This window comes from Streptomyces sp. NBC_01216 (assembly GCF_035994945.1).
GTDB lineage: Bacteria > Actinomycetota > Actinomycetes > Streptomycetales > Streptomycetaceae > Streptomyces.
This window is the reverse complement of the sequence record NZ_CP108677.1, coordinates 711,345-733,820: the sequence shown is the minus strand read 5'-3', so window position 1 is coordinate 733,820 and position 22,476 is coordinate 711,345. Positions and strand designations below refer to the sequence as shown.

The 22,476-nt window shown below is 71.9% G+C and carries 22 protein-coding genes; 9 read left to right on the top strand and 13 right to left on the bottom strand.

Annotation, left to right across the window (positions count from 1 at the left end; genetic code table 11):
* Nucleotides 1–40: 40 nt before the first annotated feature.
* Nucleotides 41–727, bottom strand: coding sequence for a TetR/AcrR family transcriptional regulator (locus OG393_RS03215; RefSeq protein ID WP_327373013.1), 687 nt, complete (start codon nucleotides 725–727; stop codon nucleotides 41–43).
* A 96-nt stretch (nucleotides 728–823) separates the two neighbouring features.
* Here OG393_RS03215 and OG393_RS03210 point away from each other — a divergent pair, with 96 nt between their 5' ends.
* A complete protein-coding gene (locus OG393_RS03210; RefSeq protein WP_327378290.1) occupies nucleotides 824–1,564 on the top strand; it encodes an NAD(P)-dependent oxidoreductase in 741 nt (246 codons plus the stop codon).
* A 194-nt stretch (nucleotides 1,565–1,758) separates the two neighbouring features.
* Here the strand turns inward: OG393_RS03210 and OG393_RS03205 are convergent, their stop codons facing one another.
* The gene (locus tag OG393_RS03205; RefSeq protein ID WP_327373012.1) at nucleotides 1,759–2,082 is read right to left on the bottom strand and encodes a YkvA family protein; all 324 of its coding nucleotides are present in this window, start codon (nucleotides 2,080–2,082) and stop codon (nucleotides 1,759–1,761) included.
* A gap of 200 nt (nucleotides 2,083–2,282) precedes the next feature.
* Here OG393_RS03205 and OG393_RS03200 point away from each other — a divergent pair, with 200 nt between their 5' ends.
* The 4 genes from OG393_RS03200 to OG393_RS03185 all read left to right on the top strand — a co-directional run bounded on the left by OG393_RS03200 (nucleotide 2,283) and on the right by OG393_RS03185 (nucleotide 7,175).
* Nucleotides 2,283–2,549, top strand: a complete 267-nt coding sequence (locus OG393_RS03200; RefSeq protein ID WP_327373010.1) for a hypothetical protein — start codon at nucleotides 2,283–2,285, stop codon at nucleotides 2,547–2,549.
* Nucleotides 2,550–3,074: 525 nt separating this feature from the next.
* The gene (locus tag OG393_RS03195; protein ID WP_327373009.1) at nucleotides 3,075–4,487 is read left to right on the top strand and encodes a family 2B encapsulin nanocompartment shell protein; all 1,413 of its coding nucleotides are present in this window, start codon (nucleotides 3,075–3,077) and stop codon (nucleotides 4,485–4,487) included.
* Between the two features lie 365 nt (nucleotides 4,488–4,852).
* On the top strand, nucleotides 4,853–6,271 hold the full coding sequence (locus OG393_RS03190; RefSeq protein WP_327373008.1) for a family 2 encapsulin nanocompartment cargo protein terpene cyclase: 1,419 nt from the start codon (nucleotides 4,853–4,855) through the stop codon (nucleotides 6,269–6,271).
* Nucleotides 6,272–6,287: 16 nt separating this feature from the next.
* Nucleotides 6,288–7,175 (top strand): geranyl diphosphate 2-C-methyltransferase, encoded by an 888-nt coding sequence (locus OG393_RS03185; RefSeq protein ID WP_327373006.1) that lies wholly within the window; start codon nucleotides 6,288–6,290, stop codon nucleotides 7,173–7,175.
* Between the two features lie 162 nt (nucleotides 7,176–7,337).
* On the opposite strand, the gene OG393_RS03180 is transcribed toward OG393_RS03185, so the two are convergent.
* Nucleotides 7,338–8,372, bottom strand: a complete 1,035-nt coding sequence (locus OG393_RS03180; protein ID WP_327373005.1) for an LCP family protein — start codon at nucleotides 8,370–8,372, stop codon at nucleotides 7,338–7,340.
* Nucleotides 8,373–8,609: 237 nt separating this feature from the next.
* Between OG393_RS03180 and OG393_RS03175 the strand changes: the two genes are divergently transcribed.
* Nucleotides 8,610–9,671: a right-handed parallel beta-helix repeat-containing protein gene (locus OG393_RS03175; protein WP_327373004.1), complete on the top strand. Its 1,062-nt coding sequence runs from the start codon at nucleotides 8,610–8,612 to the stop codon at nucleotides 9,669–9,671.
* Between the two features lie 46 nt (nucleotides 9,672–9,717).
* Nucleotides 9,718–10,746, top strand: a complete 1,029-nt coding sequence (locus OG393_RS03170; RefSeq protein WP_327373003.1) for a methyltransferase — start codon at nucleotides 9,718–9,720, stop codon at nucleotides 10,744–10,746.
* A gap of 79 nt (nucleotides 10,747–10,825) precedes the next feature.
* Here OG393_RS03170 and OG393_RS03165 read toward each other — a convergent pair whose 3' ends face one another.
* The 7 genes from OG393_RS03165 to OG393_RS03135 all read right to left on the bottom strand — a co-directional run bounded on the left by OG393_RS03165 (nucleotide 10,826) and on the right by OG393_RS03135 (nucleotide 16,133).
* On the bottom strand, nucleotides 10,826–11,158 hold the full coding sequence (locus OG393_RS03165) for a TcmI family type II polyketide cyclase (protein ID WP_327373002.1): 333 nt from the start codon (nucleotides 11,156–11,158) through the stop codon (nucleotides 10,826–10,828).
* Nucleotides 11,159–11,183: 25 nt separating this feature from the next.
* Nucleotides 11,184–11,663: an SRPBCC family protein gene (locus tag OG393_RS03160; protein WP_327373001.1), complete on the bottom strand. Its 480-nt coding sequence runs from the start codon at nucleotides 11,661–11,663 to the stop codon at nucleotides 11,184–11,186.
* Nucleotide 11,664: 1 nt separating this feature from the next.
* Nucleotides 11,665–11,925: a phosphopantetheine-binding protein gene (locus tag OG393_RS03155; protein WP_327373000.1), complete on the bottom strand. Its 261-nt coding sequence runs from the start codon at nucleotides 11,923–11,925 to the stop codon at nucleotides 11,665–11,667.
* A 26-nt stretch (nucleotides 11,926–11,951) separates the two neighbouring features.
* Complete coding sequence (locus OG393_RS03150) at nucleotides 11,952–13,199, bottom strand: ketosynthase chain-length factor (RefSeq protein WP_327372999.1); 1,248 nt, start codon at nucleotides 13,197–13,199, stop codon at nucleotides 11,952–11,954.
* Nucleotides 13,196–14,464, bottom strand: coding sequence for a beta-ketoacyl-[acyl-carrier-protein] synthase family protein (locus tag OG393_RS03145; RefSeq protein WP_327372998.1), 1,269 nt, complete (start codon nucleotides 14,462–14,464; stop codon nucleotides 13,196–13,198). Before OG393_RS03145 ends, OG393_RS03150 begins: the two co-directional genes overlap by 4 nt.
* Nucleotides 14,461–14,940 (bottom strand): cupin domain-containing protein, encoded by a 480-nt coding sequence (locus tag OG393_RS03140; protein WP_327372997.1) that lies wholly within the window; start codon nucleotides 14,938–14,940, stop codon nucleotides 14,461–14,463. Before OG393_RS03140 ends, OG393_RS03145 begins: the two co-directional genes overlap by 4 nt.
* 68 nt (nucleotides 14,941–15,008) lie before the next feature.
* Nucleotides 15,009–16,133, bottom strand: a complete 1,125-nt coding sequence (locus OG393_RS03135; protein WP_327372996.1) for a SchA/CurD-like domain-containing protein — start codon at nucleotides 16,131–16,133, stop codon at nucleotides 15,009–15,011.
* Nucleotides 16,134–16,385: 252 nt separating this feature from the next.
* Here OG393_RS03135 and OG393_RS03130 point away from each other — a divergent pair, with 252 nt between their 5' ends.
* Nucleotides 16,386–18,044, top strand: coding sequence for an FAD-dependent oxidoreductase (locus OG393_RS03130; protein ID WP_327372995.1), 1,659 nt, complete (start codon nucleotides 16,386–16,388; stop codon nucleotides 18,042–18,044).
* A gap of 112 nt (nucleotides 18,045–18,156) precedes the next feature.
* On the opposite strand, the gene OG393_RS03125 is transcribed toward OG393_RS03130, so the two are convergent.
* The 3 genes from OG393_RS03125 to OG393_RS03115 all read right to left on the bottom strand — a co-directional run bounded on the left by OG393_RS03125 (nucleotide 18,157) and on the right by OG393_RS03115 (nucleotide 20,543).
* Nucleotides 18,157–18,657, bottom strand: a complete 501-nt coding sequence (locus OG393_RS03125) for a DUF1269 domain-containing protein (RefSeq protein WP_327372994.1) — start codon at nucleotides 18,655–18,657, stop codon at nucleotides 18,157–18,159.
* Nucleotides 18,658–18,737: 80 nt separating this feature from the next.
* Nucleotides 18,738–19,385, bottom strand: a complete 648-nt coding sequence (locus OG393_RS03120) for an FxLYD domain-containing protein (RefSeq protein ID WP_442817252.1) — start codon at nucleotides 19,383–19,385, stop codon at nucleotides 18,738–18,740.
* A gap of 75 nt (nucleotides 19,386–19,460) precedes the next feature.
* Complete coding sequence (locus tag OG393_RS03115; protein WP_327372992.1) at nucleotides 19,461–20,543, bottom strand: baeRF3 domain-containing protein; 1,083 nt, start codon at nucleotides 20,541–20,543, stop codon at nucleotides 19,461–19,463.
* A gap of 373 nt (nucleotides 20,544–20,916) precedes the next feature.
* Here OG393_RS03115 and OG393_RS03110 point away from each other — a divergent pair, with 373 nt between their 5' ends.
* Entirely contained in the window at nucleotides 20,917–22,368 is a 1,452-nt protein-coding gene (locus OG393_RS03110; protein WP_327372991.1) for a glyceraldehyde-3-phosphate dehydrogenase, read from the top strand.
* Nucleotides 22,369–22,476 lie beyond the last annotated feature (108 nt).

The window sequence follows — 22,476 nt, the reverse complement described above, 5'->3', positions numbered from 1 at the left end:
CCGCGGGGTCCTCGCGGGCGTGCTGCCATGACCTGCGGTGCTACGGCCAGTGGTCGCGCCGCGTCTCCAGGGCGTCGAGGATCAGGCCGAGGCCGATGACGAACTCGTCGGCGTACGCGTACCCCGGCTTCATGGCGTGTGAGACGGCCATCTCGGCGAGGTGCGGGAAGTCGCCGGGGGACAACCCGTCGAGAATCGCACCGGCCACGTCTCCGGCATCCTCCCCGGAGGAGTCGAACGGCAGGTTGGCCTCCTGCAGTGCGAAGCCGTAGACGTAGCTGTCCAGCAGTGAGAACGCGTGTGCCGCCCCGGCGATCGTGAAGCCGCCTGATCGCAGACTGCCGATGACGGCGTCGTGGTGGCGGAGAGTCCGGGGTCCGGGGTCGGTCCGTGAATCCATCAGGCCGATCGCCCAGGAATGGCGCGTCAGGGCGTCACGCAGCGAAACCGCCCGCCGTCGCATGGCGGTCTTCCAGTCGAGTGCGTCCGCCGGCAGCTCGACCTCGCCGAAGACGACATCGACCATGCCATCGAGGATCGCCTCCTTGTTGGCCACGTGGTGGTACAGCGACATGGCCTCGACGCCGAGCCGCTCGGCGAGCTTCCGCATGGTCAGCGTGCCGACACCGGTCTCGTCGGCCAGTTCGACCGCCGCGCTCAGCACCGTCTCCCGGCTCAGCGGCGTGCCGCGCCGGCGGGCCGACGCCTGGGGTTCCTGTGTGGACAACCAAGCCCTCCTCGGTTCGGTCCCATGGCTCCCGGCCACCTTACCGTGTAAGGTGGCCTTACAGCGTAAGGAACCGGTGTGGAAGGCGAGGGGAACATGGACGAGGTGGTCCAAGGCGAAGTCGGTGCGGTGGGGCGAGGAAAGAAGGTGTGCGTCGTCGGAGCGTCCGGGAAACTCGGGCGCTACATGGTGCGGCACGCGCTGGACCGGGGCTATCAGGTCGTGGGCGTGTGCCGGGCGCAGAGCGTGGGCAAACTCGCGGACTTCGGGGACCGCGTGACGGTCGTGCCGGGCGCGACCGACGACCCCGCGGTCATCGCCCGCGCCGTCGAAGGGTGCGACGCCGTTCTCACGGTCCTCGTGCCGTGGGGAGTGCACCAGTACTCCTCCGGCACGGCGCGGGCCGTCCTCGATCACGCGCGCCCCGGTGCCCGCCTGGTGTTCTCCTGCGGCTGGCACATCACACGGGACGGCAAGGACGTCTACCCGCTCAGGTTCAGGGCGCTGCTGGCAGTCGTCACCCCCCTGGCCAGGCTCGTCAGGGCGGTCGACATCGACGACCAGGTGGAGGCGTGCCGCAGGATCTTCGCGAGCGACACCCGCTGGACCGTGGTGCGCGGCAGCGACCTGGAAGAAGGCGAGAGCCAGGGCACGCCCGTGTGGAGCCGCCACGTCGGCGACCCGGTCCTGGCGAGCAACCGGACCCGGCGCGTGGACTTCGCGCTGTTCATGGTCGAGGCGCTGGAGCGGGAGGAACTGGTCCGGGAGGCTCCCGCGATCGTCGGGCGCCTCACTCCCTCGGCCCGCGCCCACGCCGAGGCCGGGGGTGCCGCCTGAGAGCCTGTCGGGTGGCCTTCGGCCGACAGTCTCTGAGCGACCGCCGCCCCGCCCCCGGGGTCATGCCCCGTGACGCCGCCGTCCGCCCCGGGGCGGACGGCGGTCCCGGTGTGCGGCGGCGCGAACGGTGCCGGGAGGCGGGGTGACGTGCCGAGGGGTCGCGGCCAGGCGCGCGGCGAGCCGCGCGAGCCGCGTCACAGGTAGTCGGGCCCCGGCAGGCCCTCGCGCTCGGACCGCACCGACCCGGGGGACCGGACGGACGAGGCGGCCGAGTGCAGCGCGCGCAGGGCCAGCAGGAGCACGCCGATGTCGTCCAGGTAGACCGGGTCCGGGATCAGGTCGACCGGCGAGACCGTGTACAGCACCGCCGCCCAGAAAAGCGCCTTGGACCGCAACGGAACTCCGGCGTCCAGCAGCAGTTTGCGGGCCCGGAAGACACGTACGAGCAGAACGGCCGCGCCCGCCGCCGTGACGACGGCCAGAACGACGGCCGCGATGAACCATGGTGTGCTGTCCATGCGACGTTTCTACCCCGTTGACGGCTTTCCAGTGCGCCGGACGCCGGTCGGACTCGGTCGGCGCGTCACCGCGCGACACCCCGTGATCCCGGATACCCGGAGCGTCGCCCCTCCGGCACGGCGGGCGGCTCGTCACGGCGGACCACGACCCGCAGGCTTCGGCCGAGCGGCTCAAGGAACGCCTGTACGCCACCATCACCATGATCTCCGTGGTGGTCGGACTGTCCGCGGCCCGGCACGCGGAGCCCGCCGGAGCCGCCGCCACCGTGCTGACCGCTGCCGTGGGCCTGTGGCTCGCTTCGCTCGCCGCCGATCAGCAGGCGCACCGTGTGGTCCACGGCAGGCTCGCCACCGGCGCGGAGCTGCGCCGGATGCTCTGGGTCAGCGGACCCCTGCTGCTGTCCGCGGTCGGTCCGCTCCTCCTGGTCTGCGCCGCCGCCCTGGTCAAAGCCGCCGCCGGCCACTGAAACGACCGCGTGTCTCCCGCCCCCTGCGGGACCTCGCCCGCCGGAGCCCGTGCCGCGCCGCTCCCGCCCCTTGTGCCCGGCTCCGCGCCACGGCGCCCTGCTCGGGCCGAGCCTCCGGCGTTCCGTCGCGGGGACATGACGGACTCTTCCGGGAGCGGCGACCCCGAAGCCCGTCCCGCCGTGTGCCGAGCGGCCGATATCGCCCGGCCGCCTTCCCGGTCACGGACCGGTGCCCTCGCTCCCGCCGCCGGTCACCGCCGTCCGGGTCCCCGGCGCGCCGCCCGCGCACAGGGCGCCGACCTGGCGCGAATGTCGTCGGTGGCCCGGATAAACACCGTTCGGGGCAAGGTCACTTCATCGAGGTAATACCGGCGGATCGGTCGGGCGAACTCCGTGTACCGGCCGTTACTGTCCCCCTGTCTCCGGAACTCAGCCCCGACCGGCCCCGGCACCCGGCCCTGTTCCTCTCCACCCTTCGGCGTGCGCGTACGCCGACCACCAGCCCCGCGAAGGAGCCCCCGCCCGATGACCGTTGAGACCGGCCCGGACACGCAGTCGGAGCCGCCCCGGCAGTCCAGTCTGAGCACCGCGGCTGCCCGCAACCTCGCCACCACGACCAAGTCCGCCCCGCAGATGCAGGAGATCACCTCCCGCTGGCTGCTCCGGATGCTTCCCTGGGTGGACACCAAGGGCGGCGCCTACCGCGTGAACCGCAGGCTCAGTCACACCGTCGGTGACGGGCGCGTCGAGTTCTTCCAGGACGGCGGCGACATCCGGGTGATCCCCCGGGAACTCGGCGAACTGGCCCTGCTGCGCGGCTACGAGGACGTGGAGGTGCTCACCGCGCTCGCCGACCGGTGTGCCCGGCGCGACTTCCGAGCCGGGGAGGTGCTGGTCGAGCGCGGCACCCCGGCCGAACGAATCCACCTGATCGCGCACGGCCGGGTCGGCCAGACCTCCTTCGGCCGGTACGGGGACGAGGTGGCCGTCGCCGTACTCGCCGACGGGGACCGGTTCGGCGAGAACGCCCTTCTGGACGGCGACGCCCGATGGGACTACACCGCGACCGCCGAGACCGCGGGCACCCTGCTCACCCTCTCCCGCGCCGACTTCGCCGAAGTGATGTCGGCGGCGCCGGGGCTCCGGGCACACATCCACGCGTTCGGCTCGCTGCCCCGGCAACGCCAGAACCGGCACGGTGAAGCCGAGATCGCCCTGTCCGCCGGACACCACGGCGAGGTCTCGCTGCCCGGCGCCTTCGTCGACTACGAGCTGAAGCCGCGCGAGTACGAACTCTCCGTCGCCCAGACGGTACTGAAGGTCCACACGAGGGTCGCGGACCTCTACAACGGTCCGATGAACCAGACCGAGGAGCAGCTCAGGCTCACCATCGAGGCGCTGCGCGAGCGCCAGGAGCACGAGCTCGTCAACAACCGCGAGTTCGGGCTGCTGCACAACGCCGACTACAAGCAGCGGATCCAGCCGCACTCCGGCCCGCCGACCCCGGACGACCTCGACGAGCTGCTCTGCCGCCGCCGCGGTACGAAGCTCTTCCTCGCCCACCCCCGGACGATCGCGGCGATCGGGCGCGAACTCAACGCCCGCGGGCTCTACCCGGACCACGTCGACCTCGGCGGACAGCGGGTGCCGGCCTGGCGCGGCGTCCCGATCCTGCCCTGCGACAAGATTCCCATCAGCAAGGAGAACACCAGTTCCATCCTGGCCATGCGGACCGGCGAGGACGACCAGGGCGTCGTCGGCCTGCGTCAGACGGGGCTGCCGGAGGAGTACGAACCGGGCCTATCGGTGCGCTTCATGGGGATCGACGAGCGCTCGATCATCTCCTACCTGGTCACCACCTACTACTCCGCGGCGATTCTGGTGCCCAACGCGCTCGGGGTCCTGGAGAACGTACAGATCGCGCGCAGGCACGCGTAGCGGAAGCCCAGCCCGGCGTCCCGTTCGCGCGGACCGTAGCGCGGCGAGGCACCCGCGGCGCACGGGTGGGGAGCCGGCGCCGCGGTCCGGGACCGGCGGTCACCCGCGCGGTACCGGGGTCCCGTACCTCGCCACGCGCCGCCCCGTAGCCCGTCGGCACCTTGCCCCGTGACCGGACCGACGCTCTGGCACGGCGGGACACCTCCGACGGACGGGGCGACCCGAACCTTCCGGTATCGCCCCGTACCGTGCCGGCCCGATCCCGTCCGTGTGGGGGTCGTGTCCGGTGGAGTCGGCCCGTCTCCGCCGGACCGGCGTCCTCGCCGTGTCCGTGACAGATCACCCCTTCCCCCAAGGAGCCATGGATGCCCGATCCCGGGCCTTCCCCCCTGCAGTCCGGCCTGCCCGCCGCGGCGGCCCGCTTCGGTGCCCACATCCTCGCCGCCGCGGCCGGCTCCGCCGCCGATCCCTCCCTCCCCTCCGTCCCCGCCGCCTCGCGCGGCCTCCCGGGCCCGCCTTCCCCGCTCCTGCCCGGCGCCGCGGGCGAACCCGCGCCGGGCGCCGTCGAGGCGCTGCCGGTGGAGCCGGGCCTGGCGCGCGTCCTGCGTGGCCCCAGCGGACTGGGCACCACCGGTCTGTACCCGGGCCGGAGAGTGCGGACCCACCCGTCCGCACATGTGCCCGACACCCCGCCTGGCGGCGTGCCCGTTCCCCGCCCCGCCGCCCCGTCGGTCGCCTCGGCGGCCTTCCGGCCCGGGGAATCCCGGACGGCCACGGGGGCACCGACGCCGGAATCCCCGCCCGAGGGAATCCCGATCCCGGGCCTCTACCATCACCCGGTTCCGGAGCCCGACCCGGAGCGGGTGGCCGAGGTGAGCCGCCGGATCAAGGACTGGGCGGTGGACGAGGTCGAGCTCTACCCGGAGGAGTGGGAGGGCCAGTTCGACGGCTTCTCCGTCGGCCGCTACATGGTCGCCTGCCATCCGGACGCCCCCACCCTCGACCACCTGATGATCGCCACGCGTCTGATGGTCGCCGAGAACGCGGTGGACGACTGCTACTGCGAGGACCACGGAGGTTCCCCCGTCGGACTCGGCGGTCGCCTGCTCCTGGCGCACACCGCCCTCGACGCCCTGCACACCACCGAGGAGTACCAGCCGGAGTGGGAGCGGTCGCTGCACGCGGACGCCCCGCGCCGCGCCTACCGCTCGGCGATGGACTACTTCGTGCGCCAGTCCACCCCCTCCCAGGCCGACCGGTACCGGCACGACATGGCCCGGCTGCACCTGGGGTACCTCGCGGAGGCGGCCTGGGCCGAGACGGACCACCTGCCGGACGTGTGGGAGTACCTCGCCATGCGGCAGTTCAACAACTTCCGGCCGTGCCCGACCATCACCGACACGGTGGGCGGCTACGAGCTTCCCGCGGACCTGCACGCCCAGGCCGCCATGCAGCGCGTGCTGGCGCTCGCGGGAAACGCCAGCACCATCGTCAACGACCTCTACTCCTACACCAAGGAACTCGCCGCACCCGGCCGCCACCTGAACCTGCCCGTGGTGATCGCCGCACGCGAAGGCATCTCCGACCGGGACGCCTACCTGAAGGCGGTCGACGTCCACAACGACCTGATGCGCGATTTCGAGGCCGCCGCCGCCTCCCTGGCCGCCTCCTGCCCCGTCCCGAGCGTCCTCCGCTTCCTGCGGGGCGTGGCCGTCTGGATCGACGGCAACCACTACTGGCACCAGACCAACACCTATCGGTACAGCCTGCCCGATTTCTGGTAGAGAAGATGGGAAATCCATGACCAGCACCGAGTTCACCACCCTGGACACCTCCACCTCGGCCTTCATCCCCGCCCCGGCGTCGCCGTACCAGGGGGACATCGCCCGCTACTGGGACGGCGAGGCCAGGCCGGTCAACCTGCGCCTCGGTGACGTCGACGGCCTCTATCACCACCACTACGGCATCGGCGACGTCGACCACGCCGCCCTCGGAGACCCCGCCGACAGCACCTACGAGAAGAAGTTGATCGCCGAACTCCACCGCCTCGAATCGGCGCAGGCCGACGTCCTCCTCGACCACCTCGGCCCCGTCGGGCGGGACGACACGCTCGTGGACGCCGGCTGTGGCCGGGGCGGTTCGATGGTGATGGCCCACCAGCGCTTCGGCTGCACGGTCGAGGGGGTCACCCTGTCGGCCAAGCAGGCGGCCTTCGCCAACGGGCGGGCCCAGGAGCTCGGCATCGAGGACCACGTCCGCGCCCGGGTGTGCAACATGCTCTCCACCCCCTTCGAGACCGGCGGGGCGGCGGCCTCGTGGAACAACGAGTCGAGCATGTACGTCGACCTCCACGACCTGTTCGCCGAGCACTCCCGGGTCCTCGCGGTCGGCGGACGCTACGTCACCATCACCGGGTGCTGGAACCCGCGCTACGGACAGCCCTCGAAGTGGGTCTCCCAGATCAACGCGCACTTCGAGTGCAACATCCACTCCCGCCGCGAGTACCTGCGGGCGATGGCCGACAACCGGCTCGTCCCGCAGGCGGTCGTCGACCTCACGCCCGACACCCTGCCCTACTGGGAGCTGCGGGCGACGTCCTCGCTGGTCACCGGCATCGAGGAGGCGTTCATCAACTCCTACAGGGACGGGTCCTTCCAGTACGTCCTGATCGCGGCCGACCGCGTGTGAGCGACTGACCGCTCCGCCCCCCGACCGGCGCGGCGGGTCCGCGGAGGGCACACCGCCACGGTCCACGGCCGAACGGTCCGTGCCGTCCGCCCGGTCGCGGGGGAACACCGCGGGGCCCCCACGCGTACCGCCTCGTCGAGTGGCGCGCGGAGGTCCGGCGGCTCAGTTGGTGGCCGCGCGCAGCCGGTCGACGCGGTGGCCTGCGAGGTACGCGGCCATCGTGCTCTCCTTGAACGCGGTCCACAGTTCCGCGCAGGCCGCCGCGTCCAGGTGGACGACCGACTGGCCCTTCTCCGTGCCGGTGCCCTTCACGGGGGCGTTCATGAAGGTCATGTCCCCGGCGCGGACTCCCTTCATCTCCCACACCAGCTCACGCATGTCCGTGTCGGTGAAACGCTCGTCGACACTGATCGTGTCGGTGAAGATGTCCAGCGTCTCCTTCAGCCGGAGCGGGTCGCCAAGCGAGGCGGAGGCCGTCACCTTCTCCAGCACCGTGCGCAGGTAGTTCTGCTGACGGTGGGCCCGGTCCAGGTCGCCGTTGGGCAGGCTCTTGCGTTCGCCGACGTAGGCCAGGGCCTGTTCGCCGTTCATGTGCCTGCGTTCGCCGTCGGGCATGAGCATGTCGACCCCGCCGACGGCGTCCGTCAGCTTCCGGAAGCCGTTCCAGTCGATGACGGCGAAGTGGTCGACGCGGACGGCCGTGAGCCGCTGGACCGTGTCGATGAGCAGCGGAGGACCGCCCCAGGAGTACGCGGCGTTCAGCTTCGCCCGGCCGTGGCCGGGGATCTCCACCCAGGAGTCGCGGGGCAGTGACACGACGTACGCCGTGGAACGGTCGTCGGGTATGTGGACGAGCATCATGGCGTCACTGCGCTGGTCGCCGTACTTCCAGAGCGCCCCCTTGGCGTCGTTGCCGGTCGTGGCGACGGGGGAACGCGTGTCGATACCCACGAGGAGGTAGTTGCTCCCGCCCCGGGAAGGGGGCGGCACCGGCGCGTTCGTGGGGAAGGTCCGGGGGATGCGCTGGACGCGGCCGGTGTAGTGCTCGTAGGCCCAGTATCCGGTCCCTGCCGTGAGCAGCCCGGCGGCGACGAGCAGGGCGAGCGCGGCCAGCAGGACGGTTCTCGGCCGGGGGCGGCGCCTCGGACGTACGCCGGACGCCGCTTCCGACTCCCCTGTGGCTTCTGACGTGCTCATCCGATGCTGCTCCGTCCCCCTCGAACCGGTCCGTCAGAATAGCCAGTCGGCCTGCCCGGCGACACCCGCTCTCCGAAGGAGGACGAACCGCTTCCCGGCGCGGGCCCGGACCGGCGCGCGGCGCCGCGCAACCGTTGCACGGCCTGGCCCCCGGCCCGGTTCCGCCACCCGGAGAGACGCTGCCCACCTGGGGGATCAATGGTGGCGAGCAGACAGCGGCGCTCATAGCTTCGGCATATGACCAGACGACAGATCGCACTCCTCGCCTGCACCGCGGCCGTCGTGGTGACGGGCCTGGGCGCCGCCCCGTCGGCCGACCAACGAACGGTGCACCGGGTACGGCCCGGCGAATCGATCCAGAAGGCCGTGGACGCCGCGAGACCGGGGGACACGGTCCTTCTCGCCCCCGGCACCTACCGGGAGAGCGTCCGCATCACCACACCGGGCCTGACCCTGCGGGGGTCGGGCCTCTTTCCCACCGTGATCGAGCCGGGCACCGCCGCGCCCGGCGACACCTGCGCCGCGGCCGGCAACGGCCTCTGCGTGACCGGGACGCAGAGCCGTCTCCTCTCCGACGTCACCGTGCGCTCCCTCACCTTGAGAGGCTTCGCCAAGAACGGGCTGTGGTCCGCCTGGACCGACCGCCTGACGGTCGAGAAGGTGACCTCCGAGAAGAACGGCCAGTGGGGCATCGCCCAGGAGAGGTCCGTCCGCGGCGTCTTCAGTCGGAACACCGCCCGGGACAACGGCGACGCCGGCCTGTTCGTCGCCAACACCATCGACCAGGAAGCCGGCGCGGCCGACACCCGCGGCATGGTGATCAGCCGCAACCGGCTGAGCGGCAACCGGATCGGAGTGACGGTCCGGCGCCTGCGGAACCTCACCGTCGAACGCAACGAGGCCACCGGTAACTGCGCGGCGCTGTTCGTGGTGGGCGACGAGTCCACCCCGCGGGCCGGTGCGATGACCGTGCACCGCAACGACATCCACGCCAACAACAAGTACTGCCCCAAGACCCCTCGGCTGCCCTTCCTCCAGGGCGTCGGCATCGTCCTGACCGGCGCCGAGGACACCCGGGTGACGCGGAACCGGGTCGTGGACAACGTGGGCACCTCCCCGCTCTCGGGCGGCATCGTGCTGTTCAAGAGCTTCGTGGGAGCCCCCAACGAGCGCAACGAGATCCTCGACAACATCGTCCTGCGCAACAGCACGGCCGACCTCGCCGACCGTGACACCGGCCGGGGCAACACCTTCCGCGGTAACACCTGCACCCTCTCGGAGCCCGCCGGAATGTGCTGAGCACTCCGGCCGCCACCACTCGACGACAGCAAAGGCAAGGAAACCGATGACCACAGTCGACCCGGCTCCCCCGCCGCCCATGCGGCTCAGGGAGCTCGTCTTCGGGGCGGCGGGCGCCGCCGCCGTCCGCGCGGCCGCCCGCCTCGGTGTGGCGGACGCCCTGGACGACACCCCCATGACCGTCGAGGACCTGGCCGGGGCGGTGAAGACCCAGCCCGGCACGCTGCGGCGGCTGCTGCGCGCGCTGTCCTGCCAGGGAGTGTTCACGGAGCTCCCCGACGGCACCTTCGCCCACACCGAGATGTCCCGGATGCTGCGCGAGGACGATCCGCAGAGCCTGAGGTACATCGCCCTGTGGTGCACCGAGCCGTGGACGTGGGACGTCTGGCCCCGGCTCGACGAGGCGGTCCGCAGCGGACGCAACGTCTTCGAGGACGTGTACGGTCGGGAGTTCTTCACCTACCTCAACGAGGACGCGCCCGAGTCCGCGCACGTCTTCAACCGGGCCATGACCACCTCCAGTCGCCAGTCGGCCAGGGACGTCGCCGAACTCCTCGACCTGAGCGGCGTCTCCACGGTCGCCGACATCGGCGGCGGGCAGGGACACGTCCTGGCCGGTCTCCTGGAGAAGTACCCGGAGGCCCGCGGCACGCTGCTCGACCTGCCGGGCGTCGTGGAGAACGCCGATCCGCGCCTGCGGGACGGCGGCGCGCTCGCCTCCCGGGCCCGCGTCGTTCCCGGAGACTGCCGTGAGGACATCCCGGTCGCGGCGGACGTCTACATCATCAAGAACATCCTCGAGTGGGACGACGACAGCACCCGCAGGGCCCTCGCCAACGTCAGGAAGGCCGCGCGGCCGGGCGCCCGTGTCGTGGTCATCGAGAACCTCGTCGACGACACGCCCTCGATGCGCTTCACGACGGCCATGGACCTGCTTCTCCTCCTCAACGTCGGCGGGGCGAAGCACACCCGGCAGAGCATGGTCGACCGCCTGACGGACGCGGGCCTGGTCATCGGCGACGTCCGCCCTGTCAACGCGTACCTCCACGCCTTCGAGTGCACCGTCCCCGGCTGACACCGCCCGTGCCACGACCGAGGCCGCCGGCTCCGCTTTCGTTCGCGGAGCCGGCGGCCTCGGTCCTACACGGAGCGCCTCAGGAGCCGGCGTCCCGCTCCCAGCGGTAGAAGCAGTGCGCCATGGCGTCCTTCGGGCCGCGCCACGTCTTCGGGTCGTACGCGCTGACGTACGCCGACAGCTGTTCGCTGGTGCTCCGGAACTCCGGGTGCCCGGTCAGCTTCGCGATCGCGGGCGCGGGGTCCTCCTCGGACTCGATGAGGTGGAGATAGACGTCACCGAACTGGAAGAGACTGCGCCGGTTGACTCCGACCAGGCGCGGGAGTTCGCCGCGGTCGGAGGCGGCGAACACGTCGGCGATCGCCGGTGCCGAGTCGGGCGCCATGCGGGCGACGATCAGGGCGTGGTGCATCGAGTGTCCTTCCTGGGACCGGGGTTCAGGCGGGCAGGACGGGCGCGCGCCGACGGTCGCGGGCGACCTGTTCGATGCGGTCCCGGATGAGGGCCATCTGGGTGCGGGAGTTGCGGTTGATGTTGTCCGTCATCCAGTCGTCGTCGACCGGCGCGTCGGGCTTCATCGCGAAGTCCTGTACCCAGCGCATGTGCGTGCCTGCCGGGGTGCGGGTGTACTCCCACCGGATGTCCATGTGCGCGAACGGCCCGGTCTCGACGCGGTGCGCCCGCACGGTCCGGTTCTCGACATCCACGGTCCGCTGCGAGACCCAGCTCCAGACCTTGCCGGATTCGTCCGGGTGCATGGTCAGGCGGAAGGTCGTGGTGTCGCCCTCGCGGGAGAGGACCTCCAGGGCGGCGTACTCGCTGAAGAGCCCCGGCCAGTTCTCGATGTCGTTGGTGATCTCCCAGACGAGGTCGAGGGGAGCGTCGATGGTCACGCTGTTGTCGGTGTGCCCGGACACGTCAGACTCCCGTCTTCAGGCTGTTGTTGACCAGACCGAGGAACTCATCGGGCGTCTTGCACCGCTCCGCGTCGGTGGGCAGGGCCCGGCCGTACCGGTTCTCCAGCTCGCCGACGATGCCGAGCAGGCCGAGCGAGTCCAGGCCCAGCGCGCTGAACGGAACGTCCGCGGCCTGCTCCAGGTCGCGCGGGGCCACGGTGACCCCGGCGGCCTTCTTCATCAGAGAGGCCAGTTCGTCGAAGGTCACTTCGGTGGTGATCATGCGGGTGTTCTCCTTCCCGCCCGGTCCTACCGGGCGGCTACGTCACCGCGGCGCAGAACCAGCGCCGCGTTGGATCCCATGAGTCCCCGGCTGAGGACCAGGGCCGTGCGCAGCTCGGCGGGCCGAGCGCGGGACACCACCAGATCGAGGTCGTGGCAGATGTCGTACACGTGCGGGGTGGGGGGTACCCGGCCGTGCTCCATGGCGAGCACCGCGGCGGCGGTGTCCAGCAGCGGGGCCCCGCAGTAGGCGCGGCCCGTACCGGTCTTGGGCGCCGTGACCGGGACCCGGGTGCCGTGCGCGCCGAGGGCGTCGGCGATGGCCAGCGCCTCCGCGCGGTCCGCCTCCGGCACACCGAGAGCGTCGGCGAACACGACGTCGATCTCCTCCGGTGCGCAGCCGGCCTCGTCGAGCGCGCCGCGGATCGCGTGCGCGAGTCCCTCCCGGGACTCCTCCCATCGGGACGCGCCGGTGAAGGTGGCGGCGTGACCCGCCACGGTGGCACGGACGGTCGCCCCGCGCGCGCGGGCCCGTGACTCGTCCTCCACGACGAGCATGGCACCGCCCTCCGCGGGCACGAATCCGCAGGCCCCGGTGGTGAAGGGGCGGTAGGCGCGGTCGGGTTCCTCGACGGTGCTCAGCTCGGGGTAGCCGAGCTGGCAGACCATCGAGTAGGGAGCGAGCGGAGCCTCCGCGGCTCCGACGACCATCGTCCCGGTGCCCCGCCGGACGGCGCGGGCCGCGTGGGCGATGGAGTCGAGGCCGCCCGCCTCGTCACTCGCGACGACACCGCACGGCCCCTTGAATCCGCTCCGGATGGAGATCTGGCCGGTGCTGGCGGCGTAGAACCAGGCGATGGACTGGTAGGGGCCGACGAACCGCGATCCCTGACCCCACAGTTTCTGGAGCTCCCGCTGGCCGAACTCGCCGCCGCCGGAGCCCGCGGCGGTGACGACGCCGATGGAGAAGGGCTCCTCCGGAGCGTCGCGGCCGAGACCGGCGTCGTCGAGGGCGAGTGAGGCCGCGGCCATGGCGAAGTGGCTGAAGCGGTCGGTCTGGACGAGGAAGCGTTCCTCGATGAGGGACGAGGCGTCGAAGGCCCGCACCTCTCCCGCGACGCGCAGCGGCAGGTGTGCGCACCCCTCGCGGGTGATCCGGTCCAGTACGCCGAGACCCTCGGACGTGGACTTCCAGAACGCCTCGGCGCTCAGTCCGTTGGGGGCGATCACACCGATTCCGGTGACGACCGCGTTCCGTGGGCGCTGCGTGCTCATGGTGTCCTCCCGCCGGCCCCGGTGAGGAGGACCGCGGACTGGAAGCCGCCGAACCCGCTGCCGACGGAGAGCACGTTCCTCAGCTTCCGGGGGCGGGCGGTGCGCGGCACGTAGTCCAGGTCGCACTCGGGGTCGGGAGTCTCGTAGTTCGCCGTCGGCGGCACCACCTGGTGCTTCAGCGCGAGGACGCAGGCGGCGACTTCGATCGCGCCGATCGCGCCGAGCGAGTGCCCCACCATCGACTTGATGGAGCTCATGGGGGTGTCGTAGGCGTGGGCACCGAGGGAACGCTTCACCGCGGCGGTCTCGTGCCGGTCGTTCTGCCGGGTGCCCGAGCCGTGCGCGTTGACGTAGTCGATCCGGGTGGGGTCGAGCCGGGCCTGGTCGAGCGTGGTGTCGATCGCCCTGGCCATCTCCAGTCCCTCACCGGTCAGTCCGGTCATGTGGTAGGCGTTGCCGAAGGTGGCGTAGCCGCCGATCTCGCAGTAGATGTGCGCACCGCGGGCGCGGGCGTGTTCGTACTCCTCCAGGACGAGGACCGCCGCACCCTCGCCCATCACGAAGCCGTTGCGGTCCGCGTCGAAGGGCCTGGAGGCGTGCGCGGGGTCGTCGTTGTTCGGCGAGGTGGCCTTGATCGCGTCGAAGCAGGCCATGGTGATCGGGGATATGGGGGAGTCGGACGCGCCCGCGACGCATACGTCGGCCCGGCCCTCCTCGATGGTGTGGAAGGCGTAGCCGACCGCGTCGAGGCCCGAGGTGCATCCGGTGGAGACGGTCTGCACGGGGCCGCGCGCGCCGAACCGTTCGGCGACGACGGAGGCGAGGGTGCTCGGTGAGAAGGCCATGTGCAGCTTCGGCTCGGCCGGGCGGTGGTCGACGTCCCAGCGCGTGCCGCCCGCGCTGACGCGGACGTAGTCGTGTTCCAGCCGGGTGGTGCCGCCGACGGCGCTGCCGAGCGAGACGCCGACCCGCCAGGGGTCCTCCCGTCCGGTGTCGAGACCGGAGTCGCGGACGGCCTCGCCGGCGGCGACCAGGGCGAACTGGATGTACCGGTCGGTGTGCTGGCTGGTCTCCGGGTCCAGGCCGTGGTCGAGCGGGTCGAAGTCGCACTCGGCGGCGATGCGTGAACGCAGGCCCGCCGGATCGAACAGGGTGATGCCGCGGGTCGCGGTGCGGCCGTCGGCCAGCAGGTCCCAGAACGCCGCCGCTCCGGTGCCGCCGGGAGCGACCACACCGATGCCGGTGATGGCAACCCGGCGGTTCACTCGATGGCCCCGCTTCGCTCGGACGGCTGTCCGTGATCCCGCGCGGACGGGTGCGGGGCGGACACGACGACATGCGGGCTCGACTCGTCGTCGGCCGCTTCCGTGTCGACGTGGCCGAGGCTCGGCCGGGGCGCGAGCGGCCCGAGGTGGAAGACCATGCGGGCCTCCACGTCGCCGACGTTGCGGAAGCGGTGGCGCACGTCGATGGGGATGAGGAGGCCCTGGTCCGGTCGGAGGGCGAACGTCTCGCCGTCCAGGTCTACTTCGAGGGCGCCGGAGACCACGTAGACGAACTCCTCGGAGTACGGGTGGTAGTGCTCGCCGATGCGCTCGCCGGGCTGGACGATGGCGAGTCCCATGAAGCCGCTGGTGGAGCCCACGGTGGCCGGGGTGAGCATGGCCCGCAGGTCACCTCCGCGCCTGCGGTTGGGTTCCGTGTCGCTCAGGTTCACGATGCGTGGAGCCTGCTTGAGCATGGTTGATACCTCCGGGTGTGGCGGTGACGGCCGGGGGAGTGGGCGCGGCGGGCGCCGCGGCCACTCCGTCAGGAATCCGCGGACCTGCGGTCGGTGATCGGCATCATGTCGGCGTGCGACAGCAGCCGGTTGATGTTGCGGTCCGTCTCCAGCGAGCCCTCGACGCCGATCGCGGCGCCGTCGAGGAGAGCCTCCAGCTCGGCGGCCCTGCCACTGCCCTTGAGGCCGAGCGCGGCGACGGGGTCGCGGTCGAGCTCGGTCGTCATGTCGACGAGGCGCACCACGGTGTCGTCGCGCTGGAAGACGGTGCTGGCGTGGACGGGGCCGTCCGGGTCCTCGGCCGCGGCCTCGTCCTGATGGGCCAGGAGACGTGCGAGGTCCATCCCGCGGCCCTCCTTCGCCGGGTAGTACAGCGCGTGGCGCCGCAGCTCTGCGGGAGCGGGCCGGCCGGACACCACGTGGTGCACGGCGGGCAGCGCGGCGCGGGTGAAGAAGACCCGCGCGGAGTCGGGGTCGGTGAGGTCCCGGTCCTGCTCCAGGTACGGGTTGATGGCCTCCTCGACCGCCCGGACCTCCGGCTGGCGGGAGACGTGGCGCAGGGCCGCCATGAGGTCGCCCTCCACCTCCATGGCCCGTACGACCCGGTTGCCGTGCATGAACAGCGAGGTCCGGCGCAGCCGGGTGGTGTCGTCGACCTGGGCCTTGGGCGACTCGTACCCGGCGAGGATCTCCGCGACCTTCGACTCGGAGCCGGGCTTCACGGTGAAGGTGAGGGCGTGGCGCGCCACGCCGTCGCCGGTCCGCGCGGCCGGCGTTGCGGCGGCCGGCCCGCGGGACCGCCCGGCCTGCTGTGCGGGGTTGGTCTCGCGGACGATGCTGTACCGCATCGACCGGGTGTCCCGGACACAGCTGTGCATCGGCCGGACGGTCTCGACGTGCTCCTCGCTGTTCACCCAGGCGAGGAAGGGCGGGGCGCTCTCCCACTCGCTGGTGATGAGCCACTGCGAGGGGTTCTCGATCGACTGGCAGAGCTGGTCGCTGATGTGCCCCGGGATGGAGGCGACCTGGTTGCGCATGAGTTCGTAGGCGTCGAGAAACTGCTGCTGGGCTCCTTCGTACAGGTCCAGCAGCAGGATCACGCGCAGCCTGGACCCGTCGAACGCGGATTGCGAGATGCGACTGGTGATGGTCATCCGGCGTACCTCTCCTCTTCTTCGTGGAAGCCGGGACGGTGCGGAAGGCGATGGGCGACCGGCACGCGGCCGTCGGGCCGGGGTCGCCATGAGCCGATCGTTGACGCGCGTCCCGTGGCGCGCGAGCCCCACGGGGCGGACGAGTGAACTGCGCGTCAACCGGGTGCTCCGGGTGCGCGAACACGCCCCTCGCAGGGCAGGCATGTGCATCCCATCCTGACTCGCGTCCCCGAGGGACACTGGAGGCAATCGATGAACCCGTACCAAGAGCCCGGCGAGGACGGTCACCACACGCCCGTCCTGATCGTCGGCGGCTCGCTGGTGGGCCTGTCCACCTCGCTGTTCCTTGGCCGCCTGGGGGTGCCGCACGTCCTGGTGGAGCGGCACTCGGGCACCTCGGTCCATCCGCGGGGGCGCGGCAACAACGTGCGGACCATGGAGCTGTACCGGGTGGCCGGTGTGCGGCAGCGCATCGAGGAGGCCGCTTCGGTCCTGTCGGGCAACAACGGCATCCTGCAGACCCCCCGCCTGGCGGGCGAAGCGGGTGAGTGGCTCTTCCGGGAGATCGACCCCGGCGGCGGGCTGGCCCGGCTGAGCCCTGCCGCGTGGTGCCTGTGCAGCCAGAACGACCTGGAGCCCGTGCTGGTGGAGAGTGCCGCGGCACTGGGCGGGGATCTCCGGTTCTCCACCGAGCTGATGTCGGTCGATCAGGACTCCGACGGTGTGACGGCGCGCCTCAAGAGCCGCGAGACCGGTGAGCACACCACCATTCGGGCGGACTACCTGGTCGCGGCGGACGGCCCGCGCAGCCCCGTCCGGGAGCGCCTCGGCATCGCCCGGGGCGGCGCGGGCGACCTCTTCCACAACGTGAGCATCACGTTCACCTCCCGTGGCCTGGCGGACGTCGTCGGAGACCGGCGCTTCGTCGTCTGCTACCTGACCGATCCGGACGCCGACGGCGCGCTGCTGCCGGTCGACAACCGGGAACGCTGGGTCTTCCACGCCCCCTGGCACCCCGAGGACGGCGAGACGCTGGAGGAGTTCACCGACGAGCGGTGCGTCGCGCACATCCGGCGGGCCGTGGGCGTGCCGGACCTCGACGTGGAGATCACCGGGCGGGCCCCCTGGCACGCGGCCGAACGGGTCGCCGAACGGTACGCGGACGGGCGGGTGTTCCTCGCGGGTGACTCCGCGCACGAGATGTCCCCGACCGGTGCCTTCGGCTCCAACACCGGCATCCAGGACGCGCACAACCTGGCCTGGAAGCTCGCCGCGGTGCTCGGTGGGTGGGCCGGCCCCGGACTTCTGCGGTCCTACGACGCGGAGCGCCGGCCGGTCGCCGAGGCGACGAGCGCCCGCGCCTCGGCGCGGTCGGTCGAGCACAGCCACCCCGGATACACGCCGGGCCCGGCCGCCGGCGGCGCCGGCGGCCGGAACGGCGGCATCCTCGACGTGGTACTCGGCCACCGCTATCCGCACGGCGCGGTGCTCGGAGCCGACCCGTCGACGCCGGCCGTCCCGGAGGGCCTGCGGCTCACGGGGGAGCCCGGCAGCCGGGCCCCCCACCTGTGGCTGGACCGCGACGGTATGCGGGTGTCGACCCTCGATCTGTACGAGCGTTCCCTGGTCCTCCTCAGCGCCGCGGACGGCGCGGGAGCGTGGCACGAGGCGGCCCTCGACGTCGCGGGGGAACTGGCCGTCCCCCTGGACGCCTACCGGATCGGTGACGGCCCGGACGCCGAGCTCGTCCCCGAAGGTGACACGGACTGGTCGGGGACGCACGGCGTCACGCGCGACGGCGCGGTGCTGGTGCGTCCCGACGGCTTCGTCGCCTGGCGGTCGGAGGCGGCGGTGGCCGACCCGGCGGCGACCCTGCGGGAGGTCCTCGCGGTGCTGCTGGACCGCCGCTGAGCGCACGAGTCACCCGGGGGCGGGCCGGTGCGGCCCGCCCCTCCGGGGTTCCGGGCGGCGTGTCCGGTCACGGAGCCCGTCGGGTGGTCCCCGGCCGGGTGGTCCGCCGGTCTCAGTCCTCGGCCGCGCCGCCCGTGAGCTGTTCGGCGAGCTCCCGCTCGCTCTGCTCCGCGAGCGAGGTCTTCAGCACGGTGCCGCCGAAGGGCCGCAGGGCGGCGGCGAATCGGTCCTCGGTGATCTCCGTGGCCATGACGACGAGGGCGGAGGAGCCGGGCCGGAGCAGCGACTGCACCTTCTCCCGGAAGTCCCTGTCCACGCCCATCCGGCTCAGCTTCCCGATGAGGCCGCCGATCGCGGCCCCGACCACCCCGATACCCGGCGTGAGGATCAGCATGCCGAACACCAGGCCCCACAGCGCGCCCGCGGTGGCGGAGACGGCGACCTTCTCGCTCCGCGAGGGGGTGTCCACATGGGTCTCGCCCTCCTCGTCCACCGAGACGACGGCGATCCCGCTCAGCCGCAGGACGTGGTTCCCCTCCAGCTCCTGCACCACCTTGAACGCCTGGTGCGCGGTGGAGCGCGCGTCGTATCCGACGACGATGAGTTCGGACATCCGGTCCTCCTTGATACCTGATCAGCATGACGAACGACAGGTCCGGTTCCCGGGGCGGGCATCCTGACCCGGCGAGGCCCTCAGTACCGCTGGGCCTTGGCGAGCCTCGGTGTCAGGACGGGCTCGGGGGGATTCCGGCTGATGACGAGCGGCTGCTTCCGCTCTCCCGGAGGCAGGTCCTCCACGCCGACGTAGCGGGTCTCGACGACCTTGCCGGACGCGTCGAGGAAGTCCACCTGGACGGCGTACGAGGCCGTCGCGTCCGTGGTGTTCCGGACGCTGACGACCACCGCGAGCCGCCCGTCGGTATCGGAGCGCGGCTTGCCGGTCATCGCGACCTCGTCGAGCGCGTTCCCGCGGCCCTGGACGTCCTTCAGCGCGTCCTGCGCGGCCTGTCGGGAGCGTTCCGCCTCGGCGCCGATCGACGCCTGGCGGGATGCCTCGAGGGCCGAGGCCGAGGCGGCGGCGGCGGACGCCGAGGCGCGGGCGGCGGCCTCGGCCGACTCGGCCGCCGAGGCGAGCGCGGAGGGCGGCGAGCCCGAGAAGGACGCGGTGTCGGGCGGCGAGGGCCGGTCGCTGAACGACGGGCTGCTGCTCGTGCCGTCGCCGTCGGAATCGCACGCGACGAGGCCGGCCGCGCCGAGGGACGCCGCGACGACGGCCACGACGGCCCCCGTCGCCCGGCGGCGGGCCGACGGGCGGGATCTGTGGGACGTTTGAGGGTTCACAGGTGGCTTCCTGTTCTGTGCGGGAACGTTCGCGGGTGGCACCCAGGGGGTGCGGGGCGGTGTGCGGAGTCGTGGTCAGAAGCGCAGCACGGCGGCGATCCGGTCCATGTCCGAGAGCGTTCCGTCCCGTACGAAGCGGACCTCGGCGCCCGTCTCCAGGGCCTGCTCGACGATGTCGTCACGGGCGTCCAGATCGGAGGGCTCGGCGGGCGCCAGGTGGTCGCCGTAGCCCCGGACGACCGCCCGGAAGTGCTCTTCCACGGTGAGCAGACGGACCCGTCCGGCTCTGGCGGCCTCCCAGACCTCGTCGAGCCCGGCCGCGAACTCCCGGCGCCCCCGGGCCGTGTCCAGCTCGGCGAGCACCGTGGACACCACGGCCGCCTCCCGGGCCGTGAGCAGGGGTTGGACGGCCTTCCGGACCGCCTCGCCCGGTCCCTGGGCCAGGCCGCCGCGCTGGACGCTCATCGTGTCCTGCGCCGGAGAGCCGATCTCCTCGAACAGCGCGAGGGCGGCGGCCTCACCGATCAGGTACAGCGGCCGGCGATGGGAGCTCAGGACCGTCAGCAGCCGATGGTGGGCCTCGCGCAGGAACTGGCGGGTCTGCTCGTCCCGGAAGGTGCTCGGGAGGTCACCGATCCGTTCCTCGCGCTCCACGTCCGTGTCCTCCAGGCTCCGGGTGAGCGGAAAACCGTCCCCGGTGTGCTCGCTGACCCGTTCCGCGTCGCCGCTCCACAGCGACACCCGGTCCGCCGCGAGGGCCACGGCCCAGAACGGCTGTTCGGCGGCCTGCGCGGCGACGAGGTTGCGCGTGAGGAAGGTGTCGGCGACGACCACTCGCTCGGTTGTGCCGCGGGCCACCGTCCACACCTGGTGCTCGCCGGGTGCGGCGAACACCACCAGGCCGTCCTCCGCGTGCGCCGGATCGAGGTCCGCCACCGCCTGGTCGAGCTGTGCCAGTACGTCGGTCCGCCGCTCCCGGGTCACCGCGGGGTCGTTCTCCAGCACCCGCCCGGCCTCCGCGAGGAGGTTGCGCAGCCGCACCGGGTCCTGGTCGTTGTCCGGCCTGCCGCGGTGTGTCGGCATCGTCAGGGACAGCGCCGGATAGGGGCGGGGCTGGCGCAGTTTCGCGAGGGTGTCGGGGGTGAGCGAAGGGCGCATGGGGAGGGCCTCTCGGATGCGGGGAGAGCGGTGGCGGTGGGGAGCGGTCGGCCGGACCGGCGGCCCGGCCGGCGGGTGGTGTGGTACCCGGCCACGGTCCGCCGCCGGGTACCGCACCCACCGGCCGGTCGCGCGCCTTCCCGTTCGGCGGGAGGCGCACCGGGATGATGACGGGTCACAGTGAGTCATTTTCTCCCGCTATATCCGTACCCGCGAGCCAGATGCTCCTCTCGCGCCGCAGGGCCGCCCCGGGCGCGTCGGGGCCCGGGGCGGCCCTGCGGCGCGCCGGGACCGCGGGAAGGGGGCACCGTCCGCAGGGCCGAAAGGGGGAGGGGTTAGCATATGAGCGCCGCCTAGCTCGAAAGATAAACCTGTGACTGTCAAAGACGACTCGTTCACCAACTGGAAGAACCGCGAGGAGATCGCGGAGTCGATGATCCCGATCATCGGGAAGATGCACCGCGAGCGGGACGTGACCGTCCTGCTTCACAGCCGCTCCTTGGTGAACAAGTCGGTGGTGAGCATCCTCAAGACCCACCGCTTCGCCCGGCAGATCGCCGGTGAGGAGCTCTCGGTCACCGAGACGATGCCGTTCCTCCAGGCACTCACCACCCTCGACCTCGGCCCCTCGCAGATCGACATCGGCATGCTCGCCGCGACGTACCGCGACGACGACCGCGGCCTGTCGGTGCAGGAGTTCACCGCCGAGGCCGTCGCCGGCGCCACCGGCGCCAACAAGATCGAGCGCCGCGAGGCCCGCGACGTCGTCCTCTACGGCTTCGGTCGCATCGGCCGGCTCGTCGCCCGCCTCCTCATCGAGAAGGCCGGTTCCGGCAACGGTCTGCGGCTGCGCGCCATCGTCGTCCGCGGGGGCGGCCGGGCCACCGAGGACCTCGTCAAGCGTGCCTCGCTGCTGCGCCGTGACTCGATCCACGGCCAGTTCCACGGCACCATCACCGTCGACGAGGCGAACAGCACGATCGTCGCCAACGGCAACGAGATCAAGGTCATCTACGCGGACGACCCCTCCGAGATCGACTACACGGCGTACGGCATCGACAACGCCATCCTGATCGACAACACGGGCAAGTGGCGCGACCGCGAGGGCCTGTCGCTGCACCTGCGCCCGGGGATCGACAAGGTCGTCCTGACCGCCCCGGGCAAGGGCGACGTCCCCAACATCGTGCACGGCGTCAACCACGACACGATCAAGCCGGACGAGCGGGTCCTGTCCTGCGCGTCCTGCACCACCAACGCCATCGTGCCGCCACTGAAGGCGATGGACGACGAGTACGGCGTCCTGCGCGGACACGTGGAGACCGTCCACTCCTTCACCAACGACCAGAACCTGCTGGACAACTACCACAAGGCCGACCGCCGCGGCCGCTCCGCGCCGCTCAACATGGTCATCACCGAGACCGGCGCCGCCTCGGCCGTCGCCAAGGCGCTCCCGGAGCTGAAGGCGCCCATCACCGGCAGCTCGATCCGCGTGCCGGTCCCGGACGTCTCGATCGCCATCCTCAGCCTGCGCCTCGGCCGCGAGACCACCCGCGAGGAGGTCCTCGACCACCTCCGCGACGTCTCGCTGACCTCGCCGCTCAAGCGGCAGATCGACTTCACCACGGCCCCCGACGCGGTCTCCAGCGACTTCATCGGCTCGCGCCACGCCTCGATCGTCGACGCCGGTGCCACCAAGGTCGACGGCGACAACGCGATCCTGTACCTCTGGTACGACAACGAGTTCGGCTACTCCTGCCAGGTCATCCGGGTCGTCCAGCACGTCTCCGGCGTCGAGTACCCGACCTTCCCGGCCCCGGCGGTCTGATCCGCCGAGGCCGACGGGACCCGTCGGCGCGCGCAGGCCGATCCCCTCGGTACACGGGCCGTTCCCCCGCCTCCGGGGGGACGGCCCGCGCCCGTTCCCCGCGCGGCC

Coding starts and splice junctions, on each gene's coding strand:
- OG393_RS03170 (WP_327373003.1), top strand. CDS start 9,718: ATGACCACAGTCGACCCGGCTCCCCCGCCGCCCATGCGGCTCAGGGAG.
- OG393_RS03200 (WP_327373010.1), top strand. CDS start 2,283: ATGATCTCCGTGGTGGTCGGACTGTCCGCGGCCCGGCACGCGGAGCCC.
- OG393_RS03115 (WP_327372992.1), bottom strand. CDS start 20,543: ATGCGCCCTTCGCTCACCCCCGACACCCTCGCGAAACTGCGCCAGCCC.
- OG393_RS03135 (WP_327372996.1), bottom strand. CDS start 16,133: ATGACCATCACCAGTCGCATCTCGCAATCCGCGTTCGACGGGTCCAGG.
- OG393_RS03180 (WP_327373005.1), bottom strand. CDS start 8,372: ATGAGCACGTCAGAAGCCACAGGGGAGTCGGAAGCGGCGTCCGGCGTA.
- OG393_RS03165 (WP_327373002.1), bottom strand. CDS start 11,158: ATGCACCACGCCCTGATCGTCGCCCGCATGGCGCCCGACTCGGCACCG.
- OG393_RS03125 (WP_327372994.1), bottom strand. CDS start 18,657: ATGTCCGAACTCATCGTCGTCGGATACGACGCGCGCTCCACCGCGCAC.
- OG393_RS03205 (WP_327373012.1), bottom strand. CDS start 2,082: ATGGACAGCACACCATGGTTCATCGCGGCCGTCGTTCTGGCCGTCGTC.
- OG393_RS03210 (WP_327378290.1), top strand. CDS start 824: ATGGACGAGGTGGTCCAAGGCGAAGTCGGTGCGGTGGGGCGAGGAAAG.
- OG393_RS03195 (WP_327373009.1), top strand. CDS start 3,075: ATGACCGTTGAGACCGGCCCGGACACGCAGTCGGAGCCGCCCCGGCAG.
- OG393_RS03190 (WP_327373008.1), top strand. CDS start 4,853: ATGCCCGATCCCGGGCCTTCCCCCCTGCAGTCCGGCCTGCCCGCCGCG.
- OG393_RS03155 (WP_327373000.1), bottom strand. CDS start 11,925: ATGATCACCACCGAAGTGACCTTCGACGAACTGGCCTCTCTGATGAAG.
- OG393_RS03185 (WP_327373006.1), top strand. CDS start 6,288: ATGACCAGCACCGAGTTCACCACCCTGGACACCTCCACCTCGGCCTTC.
- OG393_RS03175 (WP_327373004.1), top strand. CDS start 8,610: ATGACCAGACGACAGATCGCACTCCTCGCCTGCACCGCGGCCGTCGTG.
- OG393_RS03150 (WP_327372999.1), bottom strand. CDS start 13,199: ATGAGCACGCAGCGCCCACGGAACGCGGTCGTCACCGGAATCGGTGTG.
- OG393_RS03140 (WP_327372997.1), bottom strand. CDS start 14,940: ATGCTCAAGCAGGCTCCACGCATCGTGAACCTGAGCGACACGGAACCC.
- OG393_RS03130 (WP_327372995.1), top strand. CDS start 16,386: ATGAACCCGTACCAAGAGCCCGGCGAGGACGGTCACCACACGCCCGTC.